The organism is Streptomyces sp. NBC_00322 (genome assembly GCF_036147535.1).
In the GTDB taxonomy this organism is placed as follows: Bacteria; Actinomycetota; Actinomycetes; order Streptomycetales; family Streptomycetaceae; genus Streptomyces.
Map to the genome: position 1 here is coordinate 2793299 of NZ_CP108019.1, position 21654 is coordinate 2814952.

Here is a 21654-nt window from a genome sequence, read left to right on the forward strand (position 1 = left end):
TGGCTTGAATCACGTCAGTGCCGCTCCGCCTTGGCGCTGCGTGACATCAGTTCCTTCAGCGCGACGACCGGCGGCTTGCCCTCGTGGACGATGCCGACGACCGTCTCGGTGATCGGCATGTCGACACCGTGCCTGCGGGCCAGATCCAGCACCGATTCACAGGACTTGACGCCCTCGGCGGTCTGCTTCGTGGCCGCGATGGTCTCCTGGAGCGTCATCCCGCGGCCGAGGTTGGTGCCGAAGGTGTGGTTGCGGGAGAGCGGCGAGGAGCAGGTCGCGACCAGATCGCCCAGTCCGGCGAGTCCGGAGAAGGTCATCGGGTCGGCGCCCATCGCCAGGCCGAGGCGGGTGGTCTCGGCGAGGCCGCGCGTGATCAGCGAGCCCTTGGCGTTGTCACCGAGGCCCATGCCGTCCGCGATGCCGACGGCGAGGCCGATGACGTTCTTGACGGCGCCGCCCAGTTCGCAGCCGACCACATCGGTGTTGGTGTACGGGCGGAAGTACGGGGTGTGGCAGGCGGACTGGAGCCGCCGGGCGACGCTTTCGTCGCGGCTGGCGACCACCGCGGCGGCGGGCCGGCGCTGGGCGATCTCCTTGGCGAGGTTGGGGCCCGTGACGACGGCGACGCGTTCGGCGGAGACCTTGGCGACCTCTTCGATGACCTCGCTCATGCGCTTGGCGGTGCCGAGTTCGATGCCCTTCATCAGGGAGACGAGCACGGTGTCCGGCGCGAGGAGCGGTGCCCACGCGGCGAGATTGCCACGCAGCGTCTGGGAGGGGATGGCCAGAACCGTGAACTCGGCGCCGGCCGCGGCCTCGGCGGGGTCGCTGGTCGCCCGTACCGCCTCGGGAAGCTCAATTCCCGGCAGATAGTCGGGGTTGGTCCGGGTGGCGTTGACCGATTCGGCCAGTTCGGCGCGGCGGGCCCACAGGGTCACCTCGCAGCCGGCGTCGGCGAGAATCATGGCGAAGGCCGTGCCCCAGGAGCCGGTTCCGAATACTGCTGCCTTGGTGGCGGCGCGCGTCACTTGGTGCCCTCCTCGGCGGCCTTACGGCGCTGCTGCGCGAGCACTTCGCGCAGATCGAACGGCTTGTCGGGGGCCTGCTCGCCGCGGATCTCCTCCAGCAGGGCGGTGATCGCGGCCATGATGTCCTCGGTCGCCGCCTTCAGCACCTCGGGGGTCGGCTCCTGGCCGTAGAAGCGGTCGAGGTCGACGGGCGGGCCCGCCTTCACCTGAAGCGTCTTGCGCGGGAAGAAACGGACCTTCTTCTCCTTGGCGTACGGCGGCATCGCCAAGTTGGCGCCCCACTGGGCGATCGGAATGACCGGCGCCTTGGTCAGCAGCGCCGCACGCGCGACTCCGGTCTTCGCGGTCATCGGCCACATGCCGGGATCGCGGGTGAGCGTGCTCTCCGGATAGAAGGCGACGCATTCACCGTGCTCGATGGCGTCGACGGCCGCACGGAAGGCGCCGAAGGCGTTGGAGGACTCGCGGTAGACGGGAATCTGGCCGGTGCCCCGCAGGAGGGTGCCGACAACGGGCGCCTTGAAGAGCGCGGCCTTGGCCAGGAATCGGGGCACACGTCCGGTGTTGTACTGGAAGTGCCCGTAGGAGAACATGTCGAGGTACGAGTTGTGATTGATAGCGGTGATGAATCCGCCGTCCGCCGGAATGTGTTCCATTCCCTGCCAGTCCCGCTTGAACAGAACCAACAGCGGCGGTTTAGCGATGACCGCCGCCAGGCGGTACCAGAAGCCGATTCTACGGCGGGACACTCGGACACCTTCCTCTATTGCCGGGCTACCGCCCGGCTGCTGGGGGTCAAGTGTCGCCCCAGGCCCCTGGTCTGTCGAGAACACCGTACGCCTCGGCTCCGGGCCCGGGCCTCCAGCTCATCAAGGGCTCGCGCCACAATGGGGCCCGATGCGCATGGACGGAGAGCTCGCCACGAACACCGACTCGACGGACGGCTGGTCCCTGGTGGTCCCGCTGAAACCCCTCGTTCTGGCCAAGAGCAGGCTCGCGGGGGCCGCGGACGGCATTCTGCGGCCGCATCTCGCGCTGGCCTTTGCCCAGGACACGGTGGCCGCGGCGCTGACGTGCGGCGTGGTACGGGATGTGGCGGTCGTCACGGACGATCCGGCGGCCGCTGCCGGGCTGGCCGCGCTGGGTGCGCGGATCGTGCCGGACAGCCCGGGCGCCGGCCTCAACGCGGCGCTCGCACACGGGGCGGAGGCGGTGCGGGCGCTGCGTCCCGAAGCGGCCGTCGCGGCACTCAACGCCGATCTGCCCGCATTGCGTCCCGAGGAATTGGCCCGGGTACTGGTTCGCGCTTCGGTATTTCCTCGGGCATTTCTGGCGGATGCGGCCGGAATCGGCACGACTTTCCTCTCCGCGGCACCGGGCACGGAATTGCGCCCCGCTTTCGGCGGCCGATCCCGCCGTCGGCATTTGGCGTCGGGAGCCGCGGAAATCCTGCTCGACGGCGTGGATTCGGTCCGGCAGGACGTGGACACGGGGGACGATCTGGCGGCCGCGCTGGCCCTGGGAGTGGGCCCGCGGACCGCTGAGCGCTGGGCGGCGGGCGCCCGCACCCTCTAGATCCCACACCCCCTGGATCCCGAAGACACCCCCTAAGCTGCCGGTATGCAGGCGACCTCGTACACCTACGACTCCGAAACCCGCAGCGGGAGTGTGCTGCTCGACGACGGCACCCCGGTGGACTTCGATGCCGCGGCCTTCGACGCGGGCGGTCTGCGGCTGCTGCGGCCGGGCCAGCGGGTCCGTATCGAGACCGAGGGCCAGGGCGAGGCCCTGCGCATCACGCTGGTGACACTGGCAACCCTCTGAAAAACGCCGCGGGCCGGGCTCCCCGAGGGGAGCCCGGCCCGGCGCGTGAGTGGCCCTGTGACCTTGTGCCGCTTACTACCTGGCGGCGCTCTTCTTGGCGGTCTTGCGCGCCGTCGCCTTCTTGGCGGGCGCCTTCTTCGCCGTCGCCTTCTTGGCCGGCGCGGTCTTCTTGGCGGCGGCCTTCTTCGCGGTCGCCTTCTTCGCCGCGGTCTTCTTCACTGCCGCTGCCTTCTTGGCGACCGTCTTCTTCACGGCGGCCTTCTTGGCGACGGTCTTCTTCGCCGCGGTCTTCTTCACTGCCGCTGCCTTCTTGGCGACCGTCTTCTTCGCGGCGGCCTTCTTGGCGACGGTCTTCTTGGCGGCCGCCTTCTTGACGGTCGTACGGGCTGCGGCGACGCCGCCGGTGAGACTGCCCTTGGGAGCCTTCTTGACGGCGACTTCGCCGCCCCTGGGCAGCTTCTTCGAGCCGCTCACCAGGTCCTTGAAGCCCTGCCCCGCACGGAAGCGCGGAACCGAGGTCTTCTTGACCCGCACGCGCTCACCCGTCTGCGGGTTGCGGGCGTAACGAGCAGGACGGTCGACCTTCTCGAACGAGCCGAAGCCGGTGACCGAAACCCGGTCTCCGCCGACAACTGCGCGGACGATCGCGTCAAGTACCGCGTCGACAGCGTCTGCGGCCTGCTGACGGCCGCCGACCTTGTCGGCAATCGCTTCTACGAGCTGCGCCTTGTTCACGTCTTCCCCTTCGGAGACATTGGCCGGAACGAATGCGTCCAGGCTTTTTCGCACGTTAGGCAGATATATACCGCAAATCAAACACGAAACGGGCTAATCACCCTAGTGCCGCAACGAAGTCGACCTTCGCGGAACTTCGGGTGTCAGTCGCCTTCAGGGAATCGGCCCTCGTCGAGGTCCTTCATCAAGCGGTCCAGACGCCTAGCCGCATCCGGGAGATCGTGCTTCGCCGCTGCCGTGACGACCAGCAGCTTCCGGGACAGCGCCATCCTTACGCCCTCCGGGACTTGCAGTGCGCGCACTCTTGTGTGCGCTTCCTTCAGTCGGGCGGCGACTGCCTCGTAGAGCTCGAGTTGGCTGTCGCGTTCCATGCACCGATTGTGCCATCTGGGGCGAGTTGTCGCCCGGCAGGGTCTCAACAAGCGACTGCGCCCCCCACCGGACGGTGGGGGGCGCAGTACGGGAAAAGCGCTGCTCAGGCCTGAATTGTGCGGGGTTTGAAGGCCGGCCGGGTGGCCTCGTAAGCCGCGATGTCGGCTTCGTTCTGAAGGGTGAGGCTGATGTCGTCCAGCCCGTTCAGCAGCCTCCACCGGGCGTTCTCGTCAAGCTCGAAGTCGGCCGTGATTCCTTCGGCCAGAACCTGTCGCTTCTCCAAGTCCACGGTGACTTCGACCGTCGGGTCGGCTTCGGTCAGCTCCCAGAGCGCGTCCACGACCTTCTGGTCCAGAACCACGGTCAGCAGACCGTTCTTGAGCGAGTTGCCGCGGAAGATGTCGGCGAACCGGGAGGAGATGACGGCCTTGAAGCCGTAGTTCTGCAGGGCCCACACGGCGTGCTCGCGGGAGGAGCCGGTGCCGAAGTCGGGGCCCGCCACCAGAACCGTGGCGCCCTGCCGCTCGGGCTGGTTGAGGACGAAGGAGGAGTCCTTGCGCCAGGCCTCGAAGAGCCCGTCCTCGAAGCCGTCGCGGGTGACCTTCTTCAGCCAGTGGGCCGGGATGATCTGGTCGGTGTCGACGTTGCTGCGGCGCAGCGGGACGGCCCGGCCGGTGTGTGCGGTGAAAGCTTCCATGGTGCTCAGACTCCGACGGTCGCGGGGGCTTCGGACAGGTCGGCGGGCGAGGCCAGATGGCCCAGTACCGCGGTGGCGGCGGCGACCTGCGGCGAGACCAGATGGGTGCGTCCGCCCTTGCCCTGCCTGCCCTCGAAGTTGCGGTTGGAGGTGGACGCGGAGCGCTCGCCGGGGGCCAGTTGGTCGGGGTTCATGCCCAGACACATCGAGCAGCCCGCGTGCCGCCATTCGGCGCCCGCCTCGGTGAAGACCTTGTTCAGGCCCTCCTCGACGGCCTGCAGCGCGACCCGTACGGAGCCGGGGACCACCAGCATCCGTACGCCGTCGGCGACTTTGCGGCCGTCCAGAATGGCGGCGGCCGAGCGCAGGTCTTCGATGCGGCCGTTGGTGCAGGAGCCTACGAAGACGGTGTCCACCTTGATGTCGCGCAGCGGCTGGCCGGCGCTCAACCCCATGTATTCCAGGGCCTTTTCGGCGGCGTGGCGCTCCGAAGCGTCCTCGTACGAAGCCGGGTCGGGGACGCTGGCCGACAGGGGCGCGCCCTGGCCGGGGTTGGTGCCCCAGGTGACGAACGGCGCCAGTTCGGTGGCGTCGATGAACACCTCGGCGTCGAAGACGGCGTCGTCGTCGGTGCGCAGCGTCTTCCAGTACGCGACGGCGGCGTCCCAGTCCTCGCCCTCGGGGGCGTGGTCACGGCCCCGCAGATAGTCGAAGGTGGTCTGGTCCGGGGCGATCATCCCGGCCCGGGCGCCCGCCTCGATCGACATGTTGCAGATGGTCATCCGGGCCTCCATCGAGAGCTTCTCGATGGCGGAGCCGCGGTACTCCAGGATGTATCCCTGGCCGCCGCCGGTGCCGATCCGGGCGATGATGGCCAGGATCAGGTCCTTGGCGGTGACGCTGCCGGGCAGTTCGCCCTCGACCGTGATGGCCATGGTCTTGGGGCGGGCAAGCGGCAGCGTCTGGGTGGCCAGGACATGCTCCACCTGGGAGGTGCCGATGCCGAACGCCAGCGCGCCGAACGCGCCGTGGGTGGAGGTGTGGGAGTCACCGCAGACCACGGTGGTGCCGGGCTGGGTCAGACCCAGCTGGGGGCCCACGACGTGGACGACACCCTGCTCGACGTCGCCCAGCGGGTGCAGCCGTACACCGAACTCCGCGCAGTTCTTGCGCAGCGTCTCCAACTGGGTGCGGGAGACCGGGTCCGCAATGGGCTTGTCGATGTCGATCGTCGGGGTGTTGTGGTCCTCGGTCGCGATGGTGAGGTCGAGACGCCGCACCTGCCGGGCATTCTGGCGCAGCCCGTCGAAAGCCTGGGGGCTGGTGACCTCGTGCAGCAGATGCAGGTCGATGTAGAGGAGGTCGGGCTCGCCCTCGGCGCGCCGGACGACATGGTCGTCCCAGACCTTCTCCGCGAGTGTCCTACCCATCGCTTTCCCTCCGGCCGGCTGTTCGCCGACGCAACTAGAGATCTTGTGCAGAGCCCGTTGGTCCGCGGGCCGCGAATACAGAGTCGCAAGTTCCCGGGAAATTTGAACTTGCGTTTCACAGTGTGAGACGTGAATATCGTTGCATGGACAACTCTAGCGGCGTCGGCGTTCTCGACAAGGCAGCTCTGGTACTGAGCGCTCTGGAGTCCGGTCCGGCCACCCTCGCCGGGCTGGTCGCGGCGACAGGGCTTGCACGACCCACGGCACATCGCCTTGCCGTGGCACTGGAACACCACCGGATGGTGGCGAGGGACATGCAGGGCCGGTTCATCCTCGGCCCGCGGCTGGCCGAGCTCGCCGCGGCGGCGGGCGAGGACCGGCTGCTCGCCACGGCGGGACCGGTACTCACGCATCTGCGCGATGTGACGGGCGAGAGCGCGCAGCTCTACCGCCGGCAGGGCGACATGCGTATCTGCGTGGCAGCGGCGGAACGGCTGTCCGGACTGCGGGACACCGTGCCGGTCGGCTCCACGCTCACCATGAAGGCCGGATCATCGGCCCAGATCCTGATGGCCTGGGAGGAGCCGGAGCGCCTGCACCGGGGCCTGCAGGGCGCCCGTTTCACGGCCACGGCCCTGTCCGGCGTACGGCGCCGGGGCTGGGCCCAGTCGATCGGCGAACGCGAGCCGGGCGTGGCGTCCGTCTCGGCGCCGGTGCGGGGGCCGTCGAACCGGGTCGTGGCCGCGGTGTCGGTCTCGGGCCCGATCGAGCGGCTCACCCGGCACCCGGGCCGGATGCACGCGCAGGCGGTCATCGACGCGGCGGGCCGCCTGAGCGAGGCGCTGCGGCGCTCGGGCTGAGCCCCGCCGTCCTCGCCTGCGGCGGGCCCACGCGGCAGAGCCGCACATCGACGCAGCTCGCGCCGCCCTTCCCGGCGGTGACATTGTGCGGCTTCGCCGCGTGGGGAGCTCCGCTCCAGACCGCGCGCCTCATGCGGCCGAAGGTCGCATGAGGCCTCATGGCCACCGCAAGGCGCGCGCGTCCGCGCAGCGGAGCCGTAGTCGCAGACCGCCGTCGGCCACCGCACGGATCTCCACCGCCTCGCACAGGCTCCGCACCAGCCACAGCGCGTCGTCCGCCGACGGCTGCGACCCCGGCGGCACGAAACCCGCGAAGCGCCCCGGCAAGGTCGCCTGCCGCCCCAGGCCCAGCAGGTCCCAGACCACCGCGCCCGGCTCCTCCCAGACCCGCAGCTCCGCATCGGACGCCCCGCGCGCGAGCAGCCAGGTCAGCGCCTCGTTCACCAGGGTCGCGGCCTGTGCGACGCGCTCCTCGTTCAGGCCGGCCGTCTCGGCCCGCAGCCGCGCGAAGCGCCGTACTGCTTCCAGCGAGGCCGGTGGCTCCAGAAGCGCGGCGTGCGGGGGCGGCGGCGGGAGCGGGCTGTCCCGGGCCGCGGCGTAGGTCTCCGGTTCGGTGTAGGTGCCGCAGGGCAGCACCAGGTCCCCCACCACATGTCGGGGATGGGTCGCCCAGGCCGCCTCCACGACGTGGTCCGGCACGCCGCGGGTGTCGTACGGGCAGATCAGCCGCGCGTCGGTGTGGGCGAGCAGGACATTGAGCCCGGACTCCAGCCGCTTCCACTCGTTGATCTGCCGGGTGCACTGCCCCTCCCACACCGTCTCGGCGATCATCCGCACCGGGCGGCCCCGCGCCCGGAAGCTGTCCGTGTACCGCAGCAAAGCGGCGACCCGGTCCACCGGCCGGCGGCCGAAGCAGGCGATCTCGGCGGTGTCGAGGGCGTACGCCCGCTCCCCCAGCGCGTCCCGCAGGAGCGCGATGTTCGCGGGGGTCGTGGCGGCGAGCACCGGCTCCCCCGCGGCCAGCCCTTCTTCGGCGAACGGCACGGCCATCGCCAGGAATTCTTCCTCGTCGCCGTACAGACAGGCCTGGTGCTCAAAGCGGCCCGGGACTCGGTCAGTTGACACGGTGGTCTCCCAGCCGCAGACCAGGCGTGTCGTCCCAGCCCACGAGCGCGATCACATTCCGCAGATGCGGGGCGAGTCCCGCCAACTCCACATGGTCGCCCGGCTTTCGGGTCCGGGCCAGGCCGATCAGCAGGCGCAGTCCGCCGAGGTCGAGAAACTCCAGCCCGGAGAGGTCGAGTTGGAGGTCCCCCTCGACCGAGGCGATCACGTCGAGAGCGCCGCTCAGATGGCGGTGCGTATGGACGTCGACGATGCCCTCGATCCTCAGCCCCGGGGGCTGTTGGATGCGTGAGATGCGTAACTCCGCGGTACGTACGAGAGGTTCCGCGCCGACAGCATCCATGCGCGGAGTATCCGCCAGGGGCTGCCGCCGCAGGAAGGTCCGTACGCGAAGAACGCGAAGAGGCCCTCCGCGATGCGCGGAGGGCCTCTTCGATGCGTACCCCCGACCGGATTCGAACCGGCGCTACCGCCTTGAGAGGGCGGCGTGCTAGGCCGCTACACAACGGGGGCTTTGCGGATGAGCTCCGCGAGCTGGCCTACCAGGACTCGAACCTAGAATGACGGTACCAGAAACCGTAGTGTTGCCAATTACACCATAGGCCATGGTGGTTTAGACCAGTACCCCCGACCGGATTCGAACCGGCGCTACCGCCTTGAGAGGGCGGCGTGCTAGGCCGCTACACAACGGGGGCCCTAGCGATCCCACCCGGCAGAGCCGGGTGATGTCACTGCGCGGTCATCGGGTGCGACCCTGATGATCAGCAGGATGGATCTGTACCCCCGACCGGATTCGAACCGGCGCTACTGCCTTGAGAGGGCAGCGTGCTAGGCCGCTACACAACGGGGGCTTTGCAGAAGATCTCTGCGAGCTGGGCTACCAGGACTCGAACCTAGAATGACGGTACCAGAAACCGTAGTGTTGCCAATTACACCATAGCCCACCAAAACTCAACCCCTGGAGGGGGTTTGTTTGGTTTGCGCTCTCCGGCCGGACCTCTCGGCCCACTCGGGCGGCGCAGGAAGAACATTACCCGAAGGTGTCCGGCGCTCCAAAACGGGTATCGCGCCGCAGCAGGCCGGGGAGCTGGGCGAGACCGGTGATTCGGGTGAGCTCAGGACGCCCTCCGAGACCGGTGCGGTCCAGCCAGATACCGGTGAGACCCGCGGCCACGGCCCCCTGTGCGTCGATGTCCGGCTGGTCCCCCACGTACGCGACCTCTTCGGGCGGCAGCGCGAGGGCCTCGCAAGCCGCGTGGAACGCCTCGGGTGCGGGCTTGGACACACCCAGCTCGGCCGCGCACACGACCGCCTCGAACCGGTCGCGTACGCCCAGGACGCGCAGTTTGCGGTCCTGGTTGTGGAGCGAGGAGTTGGACAGGACGGCATGGCGGTATCCGTCGGCGAGCAGGTCGAGCGCGGGGACGGCGTCCGGGAAGAGCGACCAGGCGGCCTCGAAGTGCACGATGTAGCGCTGGAACCAGTCGTCGGCCTCGGCATCGCCGAGTGGCCGGCCGGTGAAGGACCGCACGCGGTCGCGGCGCTGACCCTGCCAGTCGGTCTCACCTGCGGAGAAGCGGGCCCAGTGCTGGTCGGTGATCTCGCGCCAACGGACGAGGGCCTGGTCGACGGAGTCGTATCCGTCCACCAGGCCCTCGGCTTCGAGGTGCCGCTGCATTCCGGCGCGGTCGGCGCGGGCGTAGTCGAAGATCGTGTCGTCGATGTCCCACAGGACCGCGCGAATCGGCATGATCCGACCGTACCTGCCGCGCCGCCCCCTGCTGGGGGTTCCGGGGTTGTCCCCCGATGAACGCAGTATCGATGTCCCACAGGACCGCGCGAACCGGCATGAGCCGAGCTCAGGACGCGAGCTTCTCCAGCGCCGCGTCGATCCGCGCCAGCGTCTTGTCCTTGCCCAGGATCTCCAGCGACTCGAACAGCGGCAGGCCCACCGTGCGGCCCGTGACCGCGACGCGGACCGGGGCCTGGGCCTTGCCGAGCTTCAGGCCGTGCTCCTCGCCCGCCGCCAGGACCGCGTTCTTCAGGGACTCGGGACTGGACCAGTCCGCGTCCGCCAGCTTCTCGCGGGCCGTGCGCAGCAGCGCGTCGGAGCCCTCCTTCATCGCCTTCGTCCAGGACGCCTCGTCCTCGACCGGCGCGTCCAGGAAGAGGAAGTCGACATTGGCCGTGATGTCCGAGAGGACGGTCACCCGGGTCTGGGCGTGCGGGGCGATCGCCTCCCAGGCCGCCTGGTCGAACTGCTCCGGGGCCCAGTTGGCGTGCGGGGCCCGCAGCCAGGGGCCGCACGCTTCGGTGAAGGCCTTCACGTCCAGCAGGCGGATGTGGTCGGCGTTGATCGCCTCGGCCTTCTTCAGGTCGAAGCGGGCCGGGTTGGCGTTGACGTCCGCGACGTCGAACTTCGCCACCATCTCCTCGATCGAGAAGACGTCCTGGTCGGCCGAGAAGGACCAGCCGAGGAGGGAGAGGTAGTTGAGCAGGCCCTCCGGGAGGAAGCCGCGCTCCCGGTAGATGTTCAGGGACGCCTGGGGGTCGCGCTTGGAGAGCTTCTTGTTGCCCTCACCCATGACGTACGGGAGGTGACCGAACGCGGGGATCTCCTTGGCGATGCCCAGCTCGATCAGCGCCTTGTAGAGCGCGATCTGGCGCGGGGTCGACGAGAGCAGGTCCTCGCCGCGCAGTACGTGCGTGATCTCCATCAGCGCGTCGTCGACCGGGTTGACCAGCGTGTACAGCGGGGCGCCGTTGGCGCGGACGATGCCGTAGTCCGGCACGTTGTCCGGGGTGAAGGTCAGCTCACCGCGGACCAGGTCGGTGAAGGTGATCGGCACGTCGGGCATTTTGAAGCGGACGATGGCCGGGCGGCCCTCGTCCTTGTACCGCGTGATGCGCTCGGCGGAGAGGTTGCGGCAGGTGCCGTCGTAACCGGACGGCTTGCCGGCCAGACGGGCGGCGTCCCGGCGGGCCTCCAGCTCGACGGCGGTGCAGAAGCACTCGTACGCGTAGCCGCCGGCCATCAGCTTCTCGGCGACGTCCCGGTAGATGTCCATCCGCTGCGACTGGCGGTAGGGGGCGTGCGGGCCGCCCGCCTCGGGGCCCTCGTCCCAGTCCAGGCCCAGCCAGCGCAGCGAGTCGAGCAGCTGGTCGTACGACTCCTCGGAGTCGCGGGCCGCGTCGGTGTCCTCGATACGGAAGACCATGGTGCCGCCGGTGTGCCGGGCGTAGGCCCAGTTGAACAGGGCGGTGCGGACCAGGCCCACATGGGGGTTGCCGGTCGGGGACGGACAGAAACGTACGCGGACGTTCGCGTTAGCCACGCTTGATCACCTTGTTGGTGAGAGTGCCGATGCCTTGAATGGTGACGGCGACCTCGTCGCCGACGTTGAGCGGGCCGACCCCGGCCGGTGTGCCGGTGAGGACGACGTCGCCGGGGAGCAGTGTCATCGCCTCGGAGACATTGACGATCAGCTCCTCGATGGAGTGGATCATCTGGCTCGTACGGCCGAGCTGGCGCTGTTCGCCGTTGACCGTGCACTGGATGGCGAGGTCGCTCGGGTCGAGGTCGGTCTCCACCCAGGGGCCGAGCGGGCACGAGCTGTCGAAGCCCTTGGCCCGGGCCCATTGCTTCTCGCGCTTTTGGACGTCGCGCGCGGTGACGTCGTTGGCGCAGGTGTATCCGAGGATGACGTCCTTGACCCGCTCGCGCGGGACCTCGCGGCACATCCGGCCGATGACCACGGCCAGTTCGGCCTCGTGGTGCACTTCCTGCGAGAAGGAGGGGTACGCGATGGGGTCGCCGGGGCCGATCACCGAGGTGGACGGCTTGAAGAAGGCGAACGGCGCGTCCGGGACCTCGTTGCCCAGCTCCGCAGCGTGCTCCGCGTAATTGCGGCCGAAGGCCACGACCTTGCTGGGAAGCACGGGCGGCAGCAGCCGGACCCTGTCCTTGGATCCGGGAGCCAGCGGGACCTTGGTGCCGGAGAGCTCGAAGTCCGCGAAGGGGATGCCCTTGATGATGTCGAGGACGAGGCCGTCGGGGCCTTCGCCCTCGACCGCGCCGAAGGCCACATTGCCGTCGATGGAGAACCTGGCGATGCGCACGGGATGCGGGTGCCCCTCTTTTGATGACGCTGGCTGGAGTCTGACGCTCCAGGCTAACGCGGGTGCGAGGACCGCCTCGCGTATTGGTGCGGGCACCGCCTCGCGTATTACTGGGCGGGGGCGTCCATCAGGACCGTGCGGCGGGGGTTGGCCGTCTGCATGGGAAGATCGATCGCGTGCTCCAGCTGTTCCGGCGTCTGCAGTTCGTCCGCGTCGGTGAGGTGCGCGAGCGTGGTGCGCCGGGGGTTGGCTATGTTGCGGAACATCATCGTCGTCTTCATCGGTTGTTTCAGACCTTGTCGGTGTGCGGGCGCTGAGGTTAACGCCGGGTTGACGGATTTCCCATCCCTGTAAAGCGTCAGGCTAAACATCCAATTCCCCGGGAAAGCCCGGAAGACTCAGCGATCTACGTGTGAGTTTCCTCACCAGTTGACGGTCAATTCGGACATTCCGGATGACGAGTCAGTTGAGGGAAACGGACATTGCGCCACTGAAGCGACCATTCCGCTCCTGATCATCGCTACTGGGACACCCCCCACCCCTAAGCGACTCGTACGGAAACGTCCGTTTCATCCGTGAACCGCTTCTACGTCTTGTGACGCGACGCTCACACCGAGTCATCCAGGTCACAGGCCGGTACACGGCTCTTGTTGGAGATCCTGCACTGTGCTGGAATTCCACGCACCGCCGCGGTTTCAGGCCGGCGCGCAAGGGGCGCAACGCAGCGCCGAGTGGCGGCGGGAAAGGGGGAGCAGCGCCGGTCACTCAACGACCACCATGGGGCACCGTTTTTCCGCCCCGATACGCCGACACCGTCCCGCCGTGAGAACGGAGGGACGCCTGGTCCAGAGGTTGCGACGCTAGTGCAGGGACGTTTCAAGAGGGATGGCAGCGCTGCGGCGGAACAGGAGCCGCGCGGCGGGACCGACCGCGGCTCCTCGCCCCAGCACACCCAGAACCAGGGACCGGCAGCGCCCGGCGACAGCGGCGAACGTGCCGCGCGCCCCGGCACTGCGGCACCCGGCGGCGAGAGGCCCACGGCCCCGCTGAAGCCGAAGGGACCGACGGACACAGGGTCGCGAATAGCCCTGCGCAACTGGCGCATCAGCACGCGCCTTGTCTCCCTGCTGACCCTGCCGGTCGTCGCGGCGACCACGCTGGGCGGACTCCGTATCAACGAGTCCATGGAAGACATGAAGCAGCTGGATCACATGCAGCTGCTCACCAAGATGACCAAGCAGGCGACCGAGCTGGCGACGCAGCTCCAGACGGAGCGCGACCTGTCGGCGGGCCCGCTGTCGAACGACCCTGCCGCCGTCACCGACTTCAAGGTCACAGGTCCCCGTACCGCGACCGACCGGGCCAGGAACGCCTTCCTCGAGGCCACCCGCGACATCCCCAACACGGATGAGGACGAGGCCCTGGAGAGCATCCGGGCCAACGCGAACCAGATCGCCGTCCAGGTCCACGAGCTCAACGGCATCCGCGCAAACGCGTACAAGCCGAAGGAGCCGACCTCCCTCACCATCGACAAGTACAGTCGGCTGATCGACGCCCTGCTGAGCCTGTCCCAGGACATGGCGCAGGCGACGAACAACCCGGAGATGATCAAGCGGACCCGCGCTCTGGCGGCCTTCTCGTCCGCCAAGGAGTACGCCTCCATCCAGCGTGCGGTCATCGCCGCGGCGCTCCCGGTCGGTGACAACAGCAGGATCCCCGGCCTGACCGAGTCCGACCGGCAGTACGGCCAGGCCGCCCGCGAGAGCGGCGAAACCGAGCTCAAGGCCTTCAAGGCGGTCTACGAGTCCTCCGGCCTCAACGCCGACGAGCTGACCGAACCGATGGAGGACGGCAACCCCACCATCGAGGCGTCCGAGCTCTACGCCAAGCGCGTGCTCGACACCAAGAACGGTCTGGCGTCCCAGCCCATTCGTTCGCACCTGGACTGGACCGACGACGACACGGTCCGCATCAACGCCATGAAGACCATCGAGGCCACGCTCCTCGGTCAGATGGAGAGCAAGGCCCGTGAGCTGCGTGAGGCCTCGCAGCGCGACGCGATCATCAACGGTGCGCTGATCCTCATCGTCCTCGGTGTGTCCCTCGTGGGCGCCTTCGTCGTGGCCCGCTCCATGATCCGCTCGCTGCGCCGGCTGCAGGACACCGCGACCAGGGTCGCCCAGGACCGTCTGCCCGAGCTGGTCAAGCAGCTGTCCGAGTCGGACCCGCAGGACGTCGACACCTCCGTCGAGTCCGTCGGTGTGCACTCCCGGGACGAGATCGGCCAAGTGGCCGCGGCCTTCGACGACGTGCACCGCGAGGCCGTCCGCCTCGCCGCCGAGCAGGCCCTTCTGCGGGGCAACGTCAACGCGATGTTCACCAACCTCTCGCGCCGCAGCCAGGGTCTTATCCAGCGTCAGCTCTCGCTCATCTCCGAGCTGGAGTCCCGCGAGGCCGACCCGGACCAGCTGTCCTCCCTCTTCAAGCTGGACCACCTCGCGACCCGTATGCGCCGGAACGGCGAAAACCTCCTCGTCCTCGCGGGCGAGGAGCCGGGCCGCCGGTGGACCCGGCCGGTCCCGCTGGTCGACGTGCTCCGTGCCGCCGCCTCCGAGGTGGAGCAGTACGAGCGCATCGAACTGGCCTCGGTTCCCGGGACCGAGGTCGCCGGACGCGTCGTCAACGACCTCGTGCACCTCCTCGCCGAGCTGCTCGAGAACGCGACCTCCTTCTCCTCGCCGCAGACCAAGGTCCGCGTCACCGGTCACGCGCTGCCCGACGGCCGTGTGCTGGTCGAGATCCACGACACCGGCATCGGCCTCTCCCCCGAGGACCTCGCCGCGATCAACGAGCGGCTGGCGTCGCCGCCCACCGTGGACGTCTCGGTCTCGCGCCGCATGGGTCTGTTCGTGGTCGGCCGGCTGTCCCTGCGACACGGCATCCGCATCCAGCTGCGCCCCTCCGACTCCGGTGGTACGACCGCGCTGGTCATGCTCCCCGTCGATGTCGCCCACGGTGGCAAGAAGCCTCCGACCGGCATGCCCGGTGCGGGCGGCCAGGGCGCCGTTCCCCCGGCGCCGGGTGGTCCGGCGGGTATCGGCGGCCGTCCCGGCGGTGCGGGCGGCGGAAACCGTCCCGGTCTCGGCGGCGGCCCCGGTGCTGGTCCCGCGGGGGCTCCCGCGGGCGGTCGGCTCGGTGCCGGTGCGCCGCGCGGCCAGGTCGGTGCGGGCTCGGGTGCGCGTGCCGCGCTGCCGGCCCGTGACGGTGCTCCGGGCCAGCAGGCCTCCCAGGGTCAGGGTGGCCGCGGTCTCGCCGGGGCCTTCGGCTCCGGTGCGGGACGCGGCGCGCAGAATGCTCCGGCCCGCAACGAGCGGCAGAACGGCTTCCCGCAGAGTGCACCGGGCGCGGGCGACCGCGGCCGCCAGCTGCCGGCGTCCGGCGGTCCGCGCGCCGAGCTGCCCGGCAGCCCCCGGCGCGAGGAGCCGCAGCGCCCGCAGCGCCCGCAGGCCACCAGCTGGGGCAACGAGCAGCAGGGCGCCCCGCAGCGTCATGCCGCGGACTCGCCGCGCGGACACGAGGACAGCGACTCCGGGCGCGGTCCGGGCTCGACGTCGGAGTTCGCGCGGCCCGACTACAACGCGGGCCCGCCGCGCGGTGGTGCAGGTGCCACCGGGCAGTTCGTACGGCCCGACGTGTTCGGCGCTCCGGACTCCTCGTCCACGGGCCAGTACGCCCGCCCGGACGTGAACGGCTCGGGCGCCGGTTCGCAGGACCCGGCGTCCACCGCGCAGTTCGCGCGTCCGGACTTCAACGCCCCGCCCGCTCCCGCCCAGGCTCCGCGTCCGCGCGGTGGCCAGGACGGCTTCCGCGCCCCGCGCCCCGCGAATGCGCTGCCTCCGCAGCCGCAGCCCGAGGCGCTGCCGCCCGCCGGTCCCGGCGACGGCCGTACGCCGCTGTACGACACGCTGGAGACGAACTGGTTCCACGGTCCGCAGAGCGGTCAGCCCGCTCAGCAGCAGCCGCAGGGACCGTCGGCAGCTGTCCCGCAGCAGCCGACGGAGCGTCCCGTTCCGCCGATGCCGCAGCGCGCCCCCGCGCAGAGCCCGGCGACCCCGGGCAACGCGCCGAACGCGAGTGGTGCCGCATGGCGCTCCTCGCCCAATGACGAGTTGGTACGCCAGGCCGAGCGGGTCAGGAAGCCCGCGGCGGGCGGCGTCACCACCTCTGGTCTGCCCCGTCGGGTCCCGCGCGCCAACCTTGTGCCGGGCACCGCCCAGGAGCAGAACCACCAATCCGGACCGCAGGTTTCGCGTGCACCCGATGATGTACGCGGCCGGCTGACCAATCTCCGTCGTGGCATTCAGCAGGGCCGTCAGCAGAATTCGACGACCGGCAGCTTCAACCTCGGCCCCACTCACCAGCAGGAGCACTAGTTGAGCCCGATGAGCCAGGCGGCGCAGAATCTGAACTGGTTGATCACTAATTTTGTGGACAACACCCCCGGGGTGTCCCACACAGTGGTGGTCTCCGCCGACGGTCTTCTGCTGGCAATGTCAGAAGGTTTCCCGCGCGACCGCGCCGATCAGCTGGCGGCCGTGGCCTCCGGGCTGACCTCGCTGACCGCGGGCGCCTCCCGGATCTTCGAAGGCGGCCCGGTCAGCCAGACCGTGGTCGAGATGGAGCGCGGTTTCCTGTTCCTCATGTCCGTCTCCGACGGTTCCTCGCTGGCCGTGCTCGCACACCCCGAGTGCGACATCGGCCTCGTGGGCTACGAGATGGCCCTCCTGGTCGACCGGGCGGGCAGCGTCCTCACTCCGGACCTGCGCGCCGAGCTCCAGGGGAGCCTGCTGCACTGAAATCCGCCTCCCCCACGAGGCAGATAGCGCCACCGCACAGTTACCGTCAGGCCGCCCACAGGCCCCCCACCGGCTCCACTCAGACGGCACGCAGACCACTTGCTGTCACGCCCGGAGGATTCATGACCCCGCCACCCGCCTCTCACGATCCGTACGGCGCCTCAGTCGACGCGTCGTACGGAGAAGGCGATCAGCCGTTGGTCCGTCCGTACGCCATGACCGGCGGCCGGACGCGGCCGCGCTACCAGCTCGCGATAGAGGCACTGGTCAGCACCACGGCCGACCCGGCGCACCTGGCCGGGCTGCTGCCGGAGCACCAGCGGATCTGCCACCTGTGCCGTGAGGTCAAGTCGGTGGCCGAGGTCTCGGCACTGCTGTCGATGCCGCTCGGGGTTGCCCGTATCCTCGTCGCCGACCTGGCGGAGGCGGGCATGGTGGCCATCCATCAGCCGGGCAACGGAGAGGCCGGCGGCACGCCGGATGTGACACTGCTCGAAAGGGTGCTCAGTGGACTTCGCAAGCTCTAGCGGCGGTGCAGCCCGATCGACCACCAGCGCGAAGATCGTGGTGGCGGGCGGCTTCGGCGTGGGCAAGACCACGTTCGTCGGCGCCGTCTCGGAGATCAACCCGCTGCGTACCGAAGCCGTGATGACGTCTGCGTCCGCGGGCATCGACGACCTCACGCACACCGGAGACAAGACCACCACCACGGTGGCCATGGACTTCGGCCGTATCACCCTGGACCAGGACCTGATCCTGTACCTGTTCGGCACGCCCGGACAGGACCGCTTCTGGTTCATGTGGGACGACCTGGTCCGCGGCGCCATCGGCGCCGTCGTCCTCGTCGACACACGCCGCCTCGCCGACTGCTTCCCGGCGGTCGACTACTTCGAGAACAGCGGCCTGCCGTTCGTGGTCGCCCTCAACGGCTTCGAGGGACACCAGCCGTACAATCCCGAGGAAGTGCGCGAAGCGCTGCAGATCGGCCCCGACACCCCGATCATCACGACGGACGCCCGTCATCGCGCCGATGCCAAGTCCGCGCTGATCACGCTGGTGGAGCATGCCCTCATGGCCCGCCTCAAGTAGACACCGACATACGGCAGTTGTCGTAGTTATGCGTGGGCGGACTGTGTCCTTTGACACGGTCCGCCCTCGTGTTCATAACGTTTCGACAGAGAATTAAGATGGCTCGGCCACCCGGTGCATCCGGCCGGTGTCCCTGCGCTCACATTTGCCCCGCAATTTGACGGTACTTGCTCTCTATGCCCGAAATATCCCGGGTCTGCACACACGGAATGGCTAATTCCAACTGTTTGGAACGGGGCCCCTCCGCGTGCTGGAATTCGACGAAACTCCCGAGTAGTAGAGCTCTGAACGAAACACGGCACAGCGTAGGTGCCGACGCCGAGAGGTTGTTGGTCGAGTGAGGCGAAGCATGACGAGCTCCGCAGAGCAGCAGGCGCGGGGCAACTTCACCCCGCCGCCGCGCACAGCGGCGTCGCCTGCGGATGCGCCCGGTCCGTCCCCGGCCACCGGAAGCTCCAGCCGGCTGTCCCCACGCAACTGGCGGGTGCCCACCCGCCTGAACGCGATCCTGCTCATACCCGTGCTCGTCGGGCTGGTGATGGGCGGCTTCCAGGTCAAGTCGTCCATCGACACCTGGAAAGAGGCACAGGACGCCGAGAAGACGGCGCTGATCGTGCGCGCCGCCTCGGAGTACGGCCAGGCGCTGCTCAACGAGCGTGACGGCACGGCGCCCAAGCTGCTCGCCAATGCCCGCCAGGATCCGGAAGTCACCAAGGCGTACGCGACCACGGACAACGCGAAGAGGAAGTTCGACGAGGCCGTCAAGGTTCTGCCTGAGAAACAGGGCCTGGAGCGCCGTCTGAGCCTCTTCCGGGCCGTGGAGCCCGAGCTCGCCGACATCCGCAAGTACGCCTACACCGAGGGCGTCGAGAAGAAGTCCGCGGTAGGCACCGAAGAGAGCTACGTCAAGGTCCAGCACTCGCTGATGGAGTTCTCCAACGAGCTCGGCCTGGGCACCGGCAACATCACCAGCTACGGCCGTACGGTCTACGCGGTCCAGCTGGCCAAAGCCGCCGCGTCGCTCCAGCGCGCCATCGGTCTGCACCTGCTGATCCGGCCCAGCCAGGACGACACGATCCGCGCGAAGCAGACCATCGCGTTCAACTCGTACAACTACCTCGAGCAGATCGCGCTCGCCGAGTACGTCTCCGGCGGTACACAGGACGACGCCGACAAGCTCGAGCAGATCATGACAGCCAAGGCCGTCGAGGGCGGCAAGAGGCTCAAGGCCGCCGGCCTCAACCCGCCGAAGGACGACAAGGGCTCGGTCCTGGGGGGCATGTCCGCCGCTATCGGCCAGGGGCTCAGCCCCAAGGAGCTGAAGAAGGGCGGCACCACGCCGACGGTCTGGATGGCCGCGGCCACCGCCAAGTTCGACGGCTACACCGAGATCGAGAACGACCTCGTCGACAAGGCCGTGACCGAGGCCGCCGAGATCTCCGACGACGCCAAGCGCGACGCCATCACCAACGGCGCCATCGTCGTGATCGCCCTGCTCACCGCCTTCATCCTGGCTGGTCTCATGGCCCGCCAGATGAGCCGCTCGATGCGCCAGCTGCGCACCGCCGCCTTCGGCATCGCCGAGCAGCGTCTGCCGATGCTGGTCGACCAGCTCTCGCGTACGGAGCCGGGCCGGGTCGACACCCGGGTGCAGCCGATCCCGATCGACACCCAGGACGAGATCGGCGAAGTCGCCCGCGCCTTCGACCAGGTCCACCGCGAGGCCGTGCGGCTCGCCGCCGAGCAGGCCATGCTCCGTGGCAACGTCAACGCGATCTTCACCAACCTCTCGCGCCGCAACCAGTCGCTGATCGAGGGCCAGCTGACCCTGATCACCGACCTGGAGAACAACGAGGCCGACCCGGACCAGCTGGAGAACCTCTTCCGGCTGGACCACCTGGCGACCCGTATGCGCCGCAACGGCGAGAACCTCCTGGTCCTCGCGGGCGAGGAGCCGGGCCGCCGCTGGAACCAGCCGGTGCCGCTCGTCGACGTGCTGCGTGCCGCCTCCTCCGAGGTGGAGTCGTACGAACGCATCGAGCTCACCGGTGTCCCGGAGACGGACATCCACGGCCAGGCCGTGACCGACCTCGTGCACCTGCTGGCCGAGCTTCTGGAGAACGCCACGACGTTCTCCTCGCCGCAGACCAAGGTTCGGGTGACGGCAACCCGTCTCCCCGACGGTCGGGTCATGATCGAGATCCACGACAAGGGCATCGGCCTGACTGCCGAGGACTTCGCCGACATCAACCACAAGCTGGCCAACCCGCCGACGGTGGACGCCGCCGTCTCGCAGCGCATGGGCCTGTTCGTGGTCGGCCGTCTCGCCGACCGGCACGGCGTCCGCGTCCAGCTGCGCCCCTCCGGCGAGCAGGCGGGCACCACCTCGCTGGTCATGCTCCCCGACGCCATCACCCACGGTGGCGGTGGCGAGGCGCTCCCCGACGACGACTTCACGGTCTCCCAGATCATGCCGGAGCAGCAGTCCTACGAGCACGCCCCGCTGCAGAGTGCGCCGATGCGCACGGCCGCGGAGCTGGGCTTCGACGACTCGCGGTACGAGGAGCAGTCCGAGGGATCTCCGCAGCTCGACCCGGTGGGCCGCTCGCTGATGCGCGAGGAGCGCCGTGCGGCGCTGGAGGCGCAGGCTCAGGGCGGTGACCGCCCCCTCTTCCGCGACGAGGCGGACTACCCGCAGGAGCAGCAGCAGTACGGCTCCGAGTACGGCCAGGAGTTCCAGGAGCAGGGTTACGCCCAGGACCAGCAGGCGTACGACGGCTACCAGACGCCCGGTGGCTACCCCGAGCACCAGGAGTACCAGGAGCACCAGGACGAGTCCGCGGGCGCATATTCGGAAGCCAATTACCAGGCTTCGCAGGCGTCCGACGCGCAGTACGACGGCCAGTACGACACCCCGTCCCACCAGGCGGAGTGGCAGGATCAAGGTCCGTACCAGGGTGCGTACGAGCCGGAGTACCGGGCGGAACCGGAATCTGCCCCCGGCGCTCCCGCGAACGTCCCCGAGCGCGTAGGCTTCGACCGACCCGGGCCCGCTCCGAGCAGCAGCCACGCGATGACCAACGCCGGTCTCCCGCGGCGCGGCAGCACCCAGCAGCCGCAGTCCGAGCAGCAGTGGCAGCAGCCCGCCGAGCAGGACCGACAAGCTCCGCAGAGCGATCAGACCGAGGCGGCCGGCAACAGCATCGGCGCCACCGGCTCCGAGGACTGGCGCTCGGCCAACGACGAGCGCTGGCAGCGGGCGGAGAAGCTCCGCGAGCCGAAGGCGGGCGGGGTCACCTCCTCCGGCCTTCCGCGGCGGGTGCCCAAGGCCAATCTCATCGAGGGCACCGCGGAGCAGACGCCCCAGGGCGGCCCCCAGGTCTCCCGCGCCCCGGACGCCGTGCGCGGCAGGTTGAGCAACCTGCGGCGCGGTGTCCAGCAGGGACGCAGCGCGGGAACGGACACGAACGGACTGGGCTTCGGCCCGGGCAGTACCTACAACCAGGAGCGTTAGTGTGA

The 21654-nt window shown here is 69.2% G+C and carries 20 protein-coding genes and 5 tRNA genes; 8 read left to right on the forward strand and 17 right to left on the reverse strand.

Annotation, left to right across the window (positions count from 1 at the left end; translation table 11 throughout):
* Window positions 1-14: 14 nt before the first annotated feature.
* Window positions 15-1028 carry an NAD(P)H-dependent glycerol-3-phosphate dehydrogenase gene (locus OG905_RS12485; RefSeq protein ID WP_328667924.1) on the reverse strand — a complete coding sequence of 338 codons (1014 nt, stop codon included), beginning with the start codon at window positions 1026-1028 and terminating at the stop codon, window positions 15-17.
* Window positions 1025-1777 carry a lysophospholipid acyltransferase family protein gene (locus tag OG905_RS12490; RefSeq protein WP_328667926.1) on the reverse strand — a complete coding sequence of 251 codons (753 nt, stop codon included), beginning with the start codon at window positions 1775-1777 and terminating at the stop codon, window positions 1025-1027. Before OG905_RS12490 ends, OG905_RS12485 begins: the two co-directional genes overlap by 4 nt.
* A 148-nt stretch (window positions 1778-1925) precedes the next feature.
* On the opposite strand from OG905_RS12490, the gene cofC reads away from it, so the two are divergent.
* Window positions 1926-2603, forward strand: coding sequence for a 2-phospho-L-lactate guanylyltransferase (gene cofC / locus OG905_RS12495; protein WP_328667928.1), 678 nt, complete (start codon window positions 1926-1928; stop codon window positions 2601-2603).
* A 45-nt stretch (window positions 2604-2648) separates the two neighbouring features.
* The gene (locus tag OG905_RS12500; protein ID WP_328667929.1) at window positions 2649-2852 is read left to right on the forward strand and encodes a hypothetical protein; all 204 of its coding nucleotides are present in this window, start codon (window positions 2649-2651) and stop codon (window positions 2850-2852) included.
* 75 nt (window positions 2853-2927) lie between these two features.
* Here the strand turns inward: OG905_RS12500 and OG905_RS12505 are convergent, their stop codons facing one another.
* From OG905_RS12505 to leuC, 4 genes are all read right to left on the reverse strand, one after another.
* Window positions 2928-3587 (reverse strand): HU family DNA-binding protein, encoded by a 660-nt coding sequence (locus tag OG905_RS12505; RefSeq protein ID WP_328667931.1) that lies wholly within the window; start codon window positions 3585-3587, stop codon window positions 2928-2930.
* Window positions 3588-3730: 143 nt separating this feature from the next.
* On the reverse strand, window positions 3731-3958 hold the full coding sequence (locus tag OG905_RS12510) for a hypothetical protein (RefSeq protein ID WP_142213448.1): 228 nt from the start codon (window positions 3956-3958) through the stop codon (window positions 3731-3733).
* Between the two features lie 104 nt (window positions 3959-4062).
* Window positions 4063-4656, reverse strand: a complete 594-nt coding sequence (gene leuD / locus OG905_RS12515; RefSeq protein WP_328667934.1) for a 3-isopropylmalate dehydratase small subunit — start codon at window positions 4654-4656, stop codon at window positions 4063-4065.
* Window positions 4657-4661: 5 nt separating this feature from the next.
* Window positions 4662-6086: a 3-isopropylmalate dehydratase large subunit gene (leuC, locus tag OG905_RS12520; RefSeq protein WP_328667936.1), complete on the reverse strand. Its 1425-nt coding sequence runs from the start codon at window positions 6084-6086 to the stop codon at window positions 4662-4664.
* A gap of 143 nt (window positions 6087-6229) precedes the next feature.
* On the opposite strand from leuC, the gene ndgR reads away from it, so the two are divergent.
* Window positions 6230-6946: an IclR family transcriptional regulator NdgR gene (gene ndgR, locus OG905_RS12525; protein ID WP_058942291.1), complete on the forward strand. Its 717-nt coding sequence runs from the start codon at window positions 6230-6232 to the stop codon at window positions 6944-6946.
* 156 nt (window positions 6947-7102) lie between these two features.
* On the opposite strand, the gene OG905_RS12530 is transcribed toward ndgR, so the two are convergent.
* From OG905_RS12530 to OG905_RS12580, 11 genes are all read right to left on the reverse strand, one after another.
* Window positions 7103-8071: an MEDS domain-containing protein gene (locus tag OG905_RS12530; RefSeq protein WP_328667941.1), complete on the reverse strand. Its 969-nt coding sequence runs from the start codon at window positions 8069-8071 to the stop codon at window positions 7103-7105.
* Window positions 8061-8414, reverse strand: a complete 354-nt coding sequence (locus OG905_RS12535) for an STAS domain-containing protein (protein WP_328667942.1) — start codon at window positions 8412-8414, stop codon at window positions 8061-8063. The genes OG905_RS12530 and OG905_RS12535 overlap by 11 nt, the downstream gene beginning before the upstream one ends.
* 97 nt (window positions 8415-8511) lie before the next feature.
* A tRNA-Glu gene (locus OG905_RS12540) sits at window positions 8512-8584 on the reverse strand.
* A gap of 21 nt (window positions 8585-8605) precedes the next feature.
* A tRNA-Gln gene (locus OG905_RS12545) sits at window positions 8606-8677 on the reverse strand.
* 16 nt (window positions 8678-8693) lie between these two features.
* Window positions 8694-8766 (reverse strand) — tRNA-Glu (locus OG905_RS12550).
* An 83-nt stretch (window positions 8767-8849) separates the two neighbouring features.
* Window positions 8850-8922 (reverse strand) — tRNA-Glu (locus OG905_RS12555).
* 21 nt (window positions 8923-8943) lie between these two features.
* A tRNA-Gln gene (locus tag OG905_RS12560) sits at window positions 8944-9015 on the reverse strand.
* Between the two features lie 86 nt (window positions 9016-9101).
* Window positions 9102-9821, reverse strand: coding sequence for an HAD family hydrolase (locus OG905_RS12565; protein WP_328667944.1), 720 nt, complete (start codon window positions 9819-9821; stop codon window positions 9102-9104).
* 109 nt (window positions 9822-9930) lie between these two features.
* Window positions 9931-11406, reverse strand: coding sequence for a glutamate--tRNA ligase (gltX, locus tag OG905_RS12570; protein ID WP_328667945.1), 1476 nt, complete (start codon window positions 11404-11406; stop codon window positions 9931-9933).
* Window positions 11399-12190 carry a fumarylacetoacetate hydrolase family protein gene (locus OG905_RS12575; protein WP_328667948.1) on the reverse strand — a complete coding sequence of 264 codons (792 nt, stop codon included), beginning with the start codon at window positions 12188-12190 and terminating at the stop codon, window positions 11399-11401. Before OG905_RS12575 ends, gltX begins: the two co-directional genes overlap by 8 nt.
* 107 nt (window positions 12191-12297) lie before the next feature.
* Window positions 12298-12471, reverse strand: coding sequence for a hypothetical protein (locus tag OG905_RS12580; RefSeq protein ID WP_328667949.1), 174 nt, complete (start codon window positions 12469-12471; stop codon window positions 12298-12300).
* Window positions 12472-13053: 582 nt separating this feature from the next.
* Here OG905_RS12580 and OG905_RS12585 point away from each other — a divergent pair.
* From OG905_RS12585 to OG905_RS12605, 5 genes are all read left to right on the forward strand, one after another.
* The gene (locus OG905_RS12585) at window positions 13054-16623 is read left to right on the forward strand and encodes a sensor histidine kinase (RefSeq protein ID WP_328667951.1); all 3570 of its coding nucleotides are present in this window, start codon (window positions 13054-13056) and stop codon (window positions 16621-16623) included.
* Window positions 16624-16632: 9 nt separating this feature from the next.
* Window positions 16633-17046 (forward strand): roadblock/LC7 domain-containing protein, encoded by a 414-nt coding sequence (locus tag OG905_RS12590; RefSeq protein WP_142214992.1) that lies wholly within the window; start codon window positions 16633-16635, stop codon window positions 17044-17046.
* Between the two features lie 122 nt (window positions 17047-17168).
* Entirely contained in the window at window positions 17169-17573 is a 405-nt protein-coding gene (locus OG905_RS12595) for a DUF742 domain-containing protein (protein WP_142213456.1), read from the forward strand.
* Window positions 17554-18135, forward strand: coding sequence for a GTP-binding protein (locus tag OG905_RS12600; protein WP_266488710.1), 582 nt, complete (start codon window positions 17554-17556; stop codon window positions 18133-18135). Before OG905_RS12595 ends, OG905_RS12600 begins: the two co-directional genes overlap by 20 nt.
* Before the next feature lie 337 nt (window positions 18136-18472).
* A complete protein-coding gene (locus tag OG905_RS12605; RefSeq protein WP_443043930.1) occupies window positions 18473-21649 on the forward strand; it encodes a nitrate- and nitrite sensing domain-containing protein in 3177 nt (1058 codons plus the stop codon).
* Window positions 21650-21654: the final 5 nt, after the last annotated feature.

What these genes read in the sequence shown, in the direction of transcription:
- cofC (WP_328667928.1), top strand. Translation starts at nt 1,926, where the DNA reads ATGCGCATGGACGGAGAGCTCGCCACGAACACCGACTCGACGGACGGC.
- OG905_RS12500 (WP_328667929.1), top strand. Translation starts at nt 2,649, where the DNA reads ATGCAGGCGACCTCGTACACCTACGACTCCGAAACCCGCAGCGGGAGT.
- OG905_RS12510 (WP_142213448.1), bottom strand. Translation starts at nt 3,958, where the DNA reads ATGGAACGCGACAGCCAACTCGAGCTCTACGAGGCAGTCGCCGCCCGA.
- leuD (WP_328667934.1), bottom strand. Translation starts at nt 4,656, where the DNA reads ATGGAAGCTTTCACCGCACACACCGGCCGGGCCGTCCCGCTGCGCCGC.
- leuC (WP_328667936.1), bottom strand. Translation starts at nt 6,086, where the DNA reads ATGGGTAGGACACTCGCGGAGAAGGTCTGGGACGACCATGTCGTCCGG.
- ndgR (WP_058942291.1), top strand. Translation starts at nt 6,230, where the DNA reads ATGGACAACTCTAGCGGCGTCGGCGTTCTCGACAAGGCAGCTCTGGTA.
- OG905_RS12535 (WP_328667942.1), bottom strand. Translation starts at nt 8,414, where the DNA reads ATGGATGCTGTCGGCGCGGAACCTCTCGTACGTACCGCGGAGTTACGC.
- OG905_RS12565 (WP_328667944.1), bottom strand. Translation starts at nt 9,821, where the DNA reads ATGCCGATTCGCGCGGTCCTGTGGGACATCGACGACACGATCTTCGAC.
- OG905_RS12580 (WP_328667949.1), bottom strand. Translation starts at nt 12,471, where the DNA reads ATGAAGACGACGATGATGTTCCGCAACATAGCCAACCCCCGGCGCACC.
- OG905_RS12590 (WP_142214992.1), top strand. Translation starts at nt 16,633, where the DNA reads ATGAGCCAGGCGGCGCAGAATCTGAACTGGTTGATCACTAATTTTGTG.
- OG905_RS12595 (WP_142213456.1), top strand. Translation starts at nt 17,169, where the DNA reads ATGACCCCGCCACCCGCCTCTCACGATCCGTACGGCGCCTCAGTCGAC.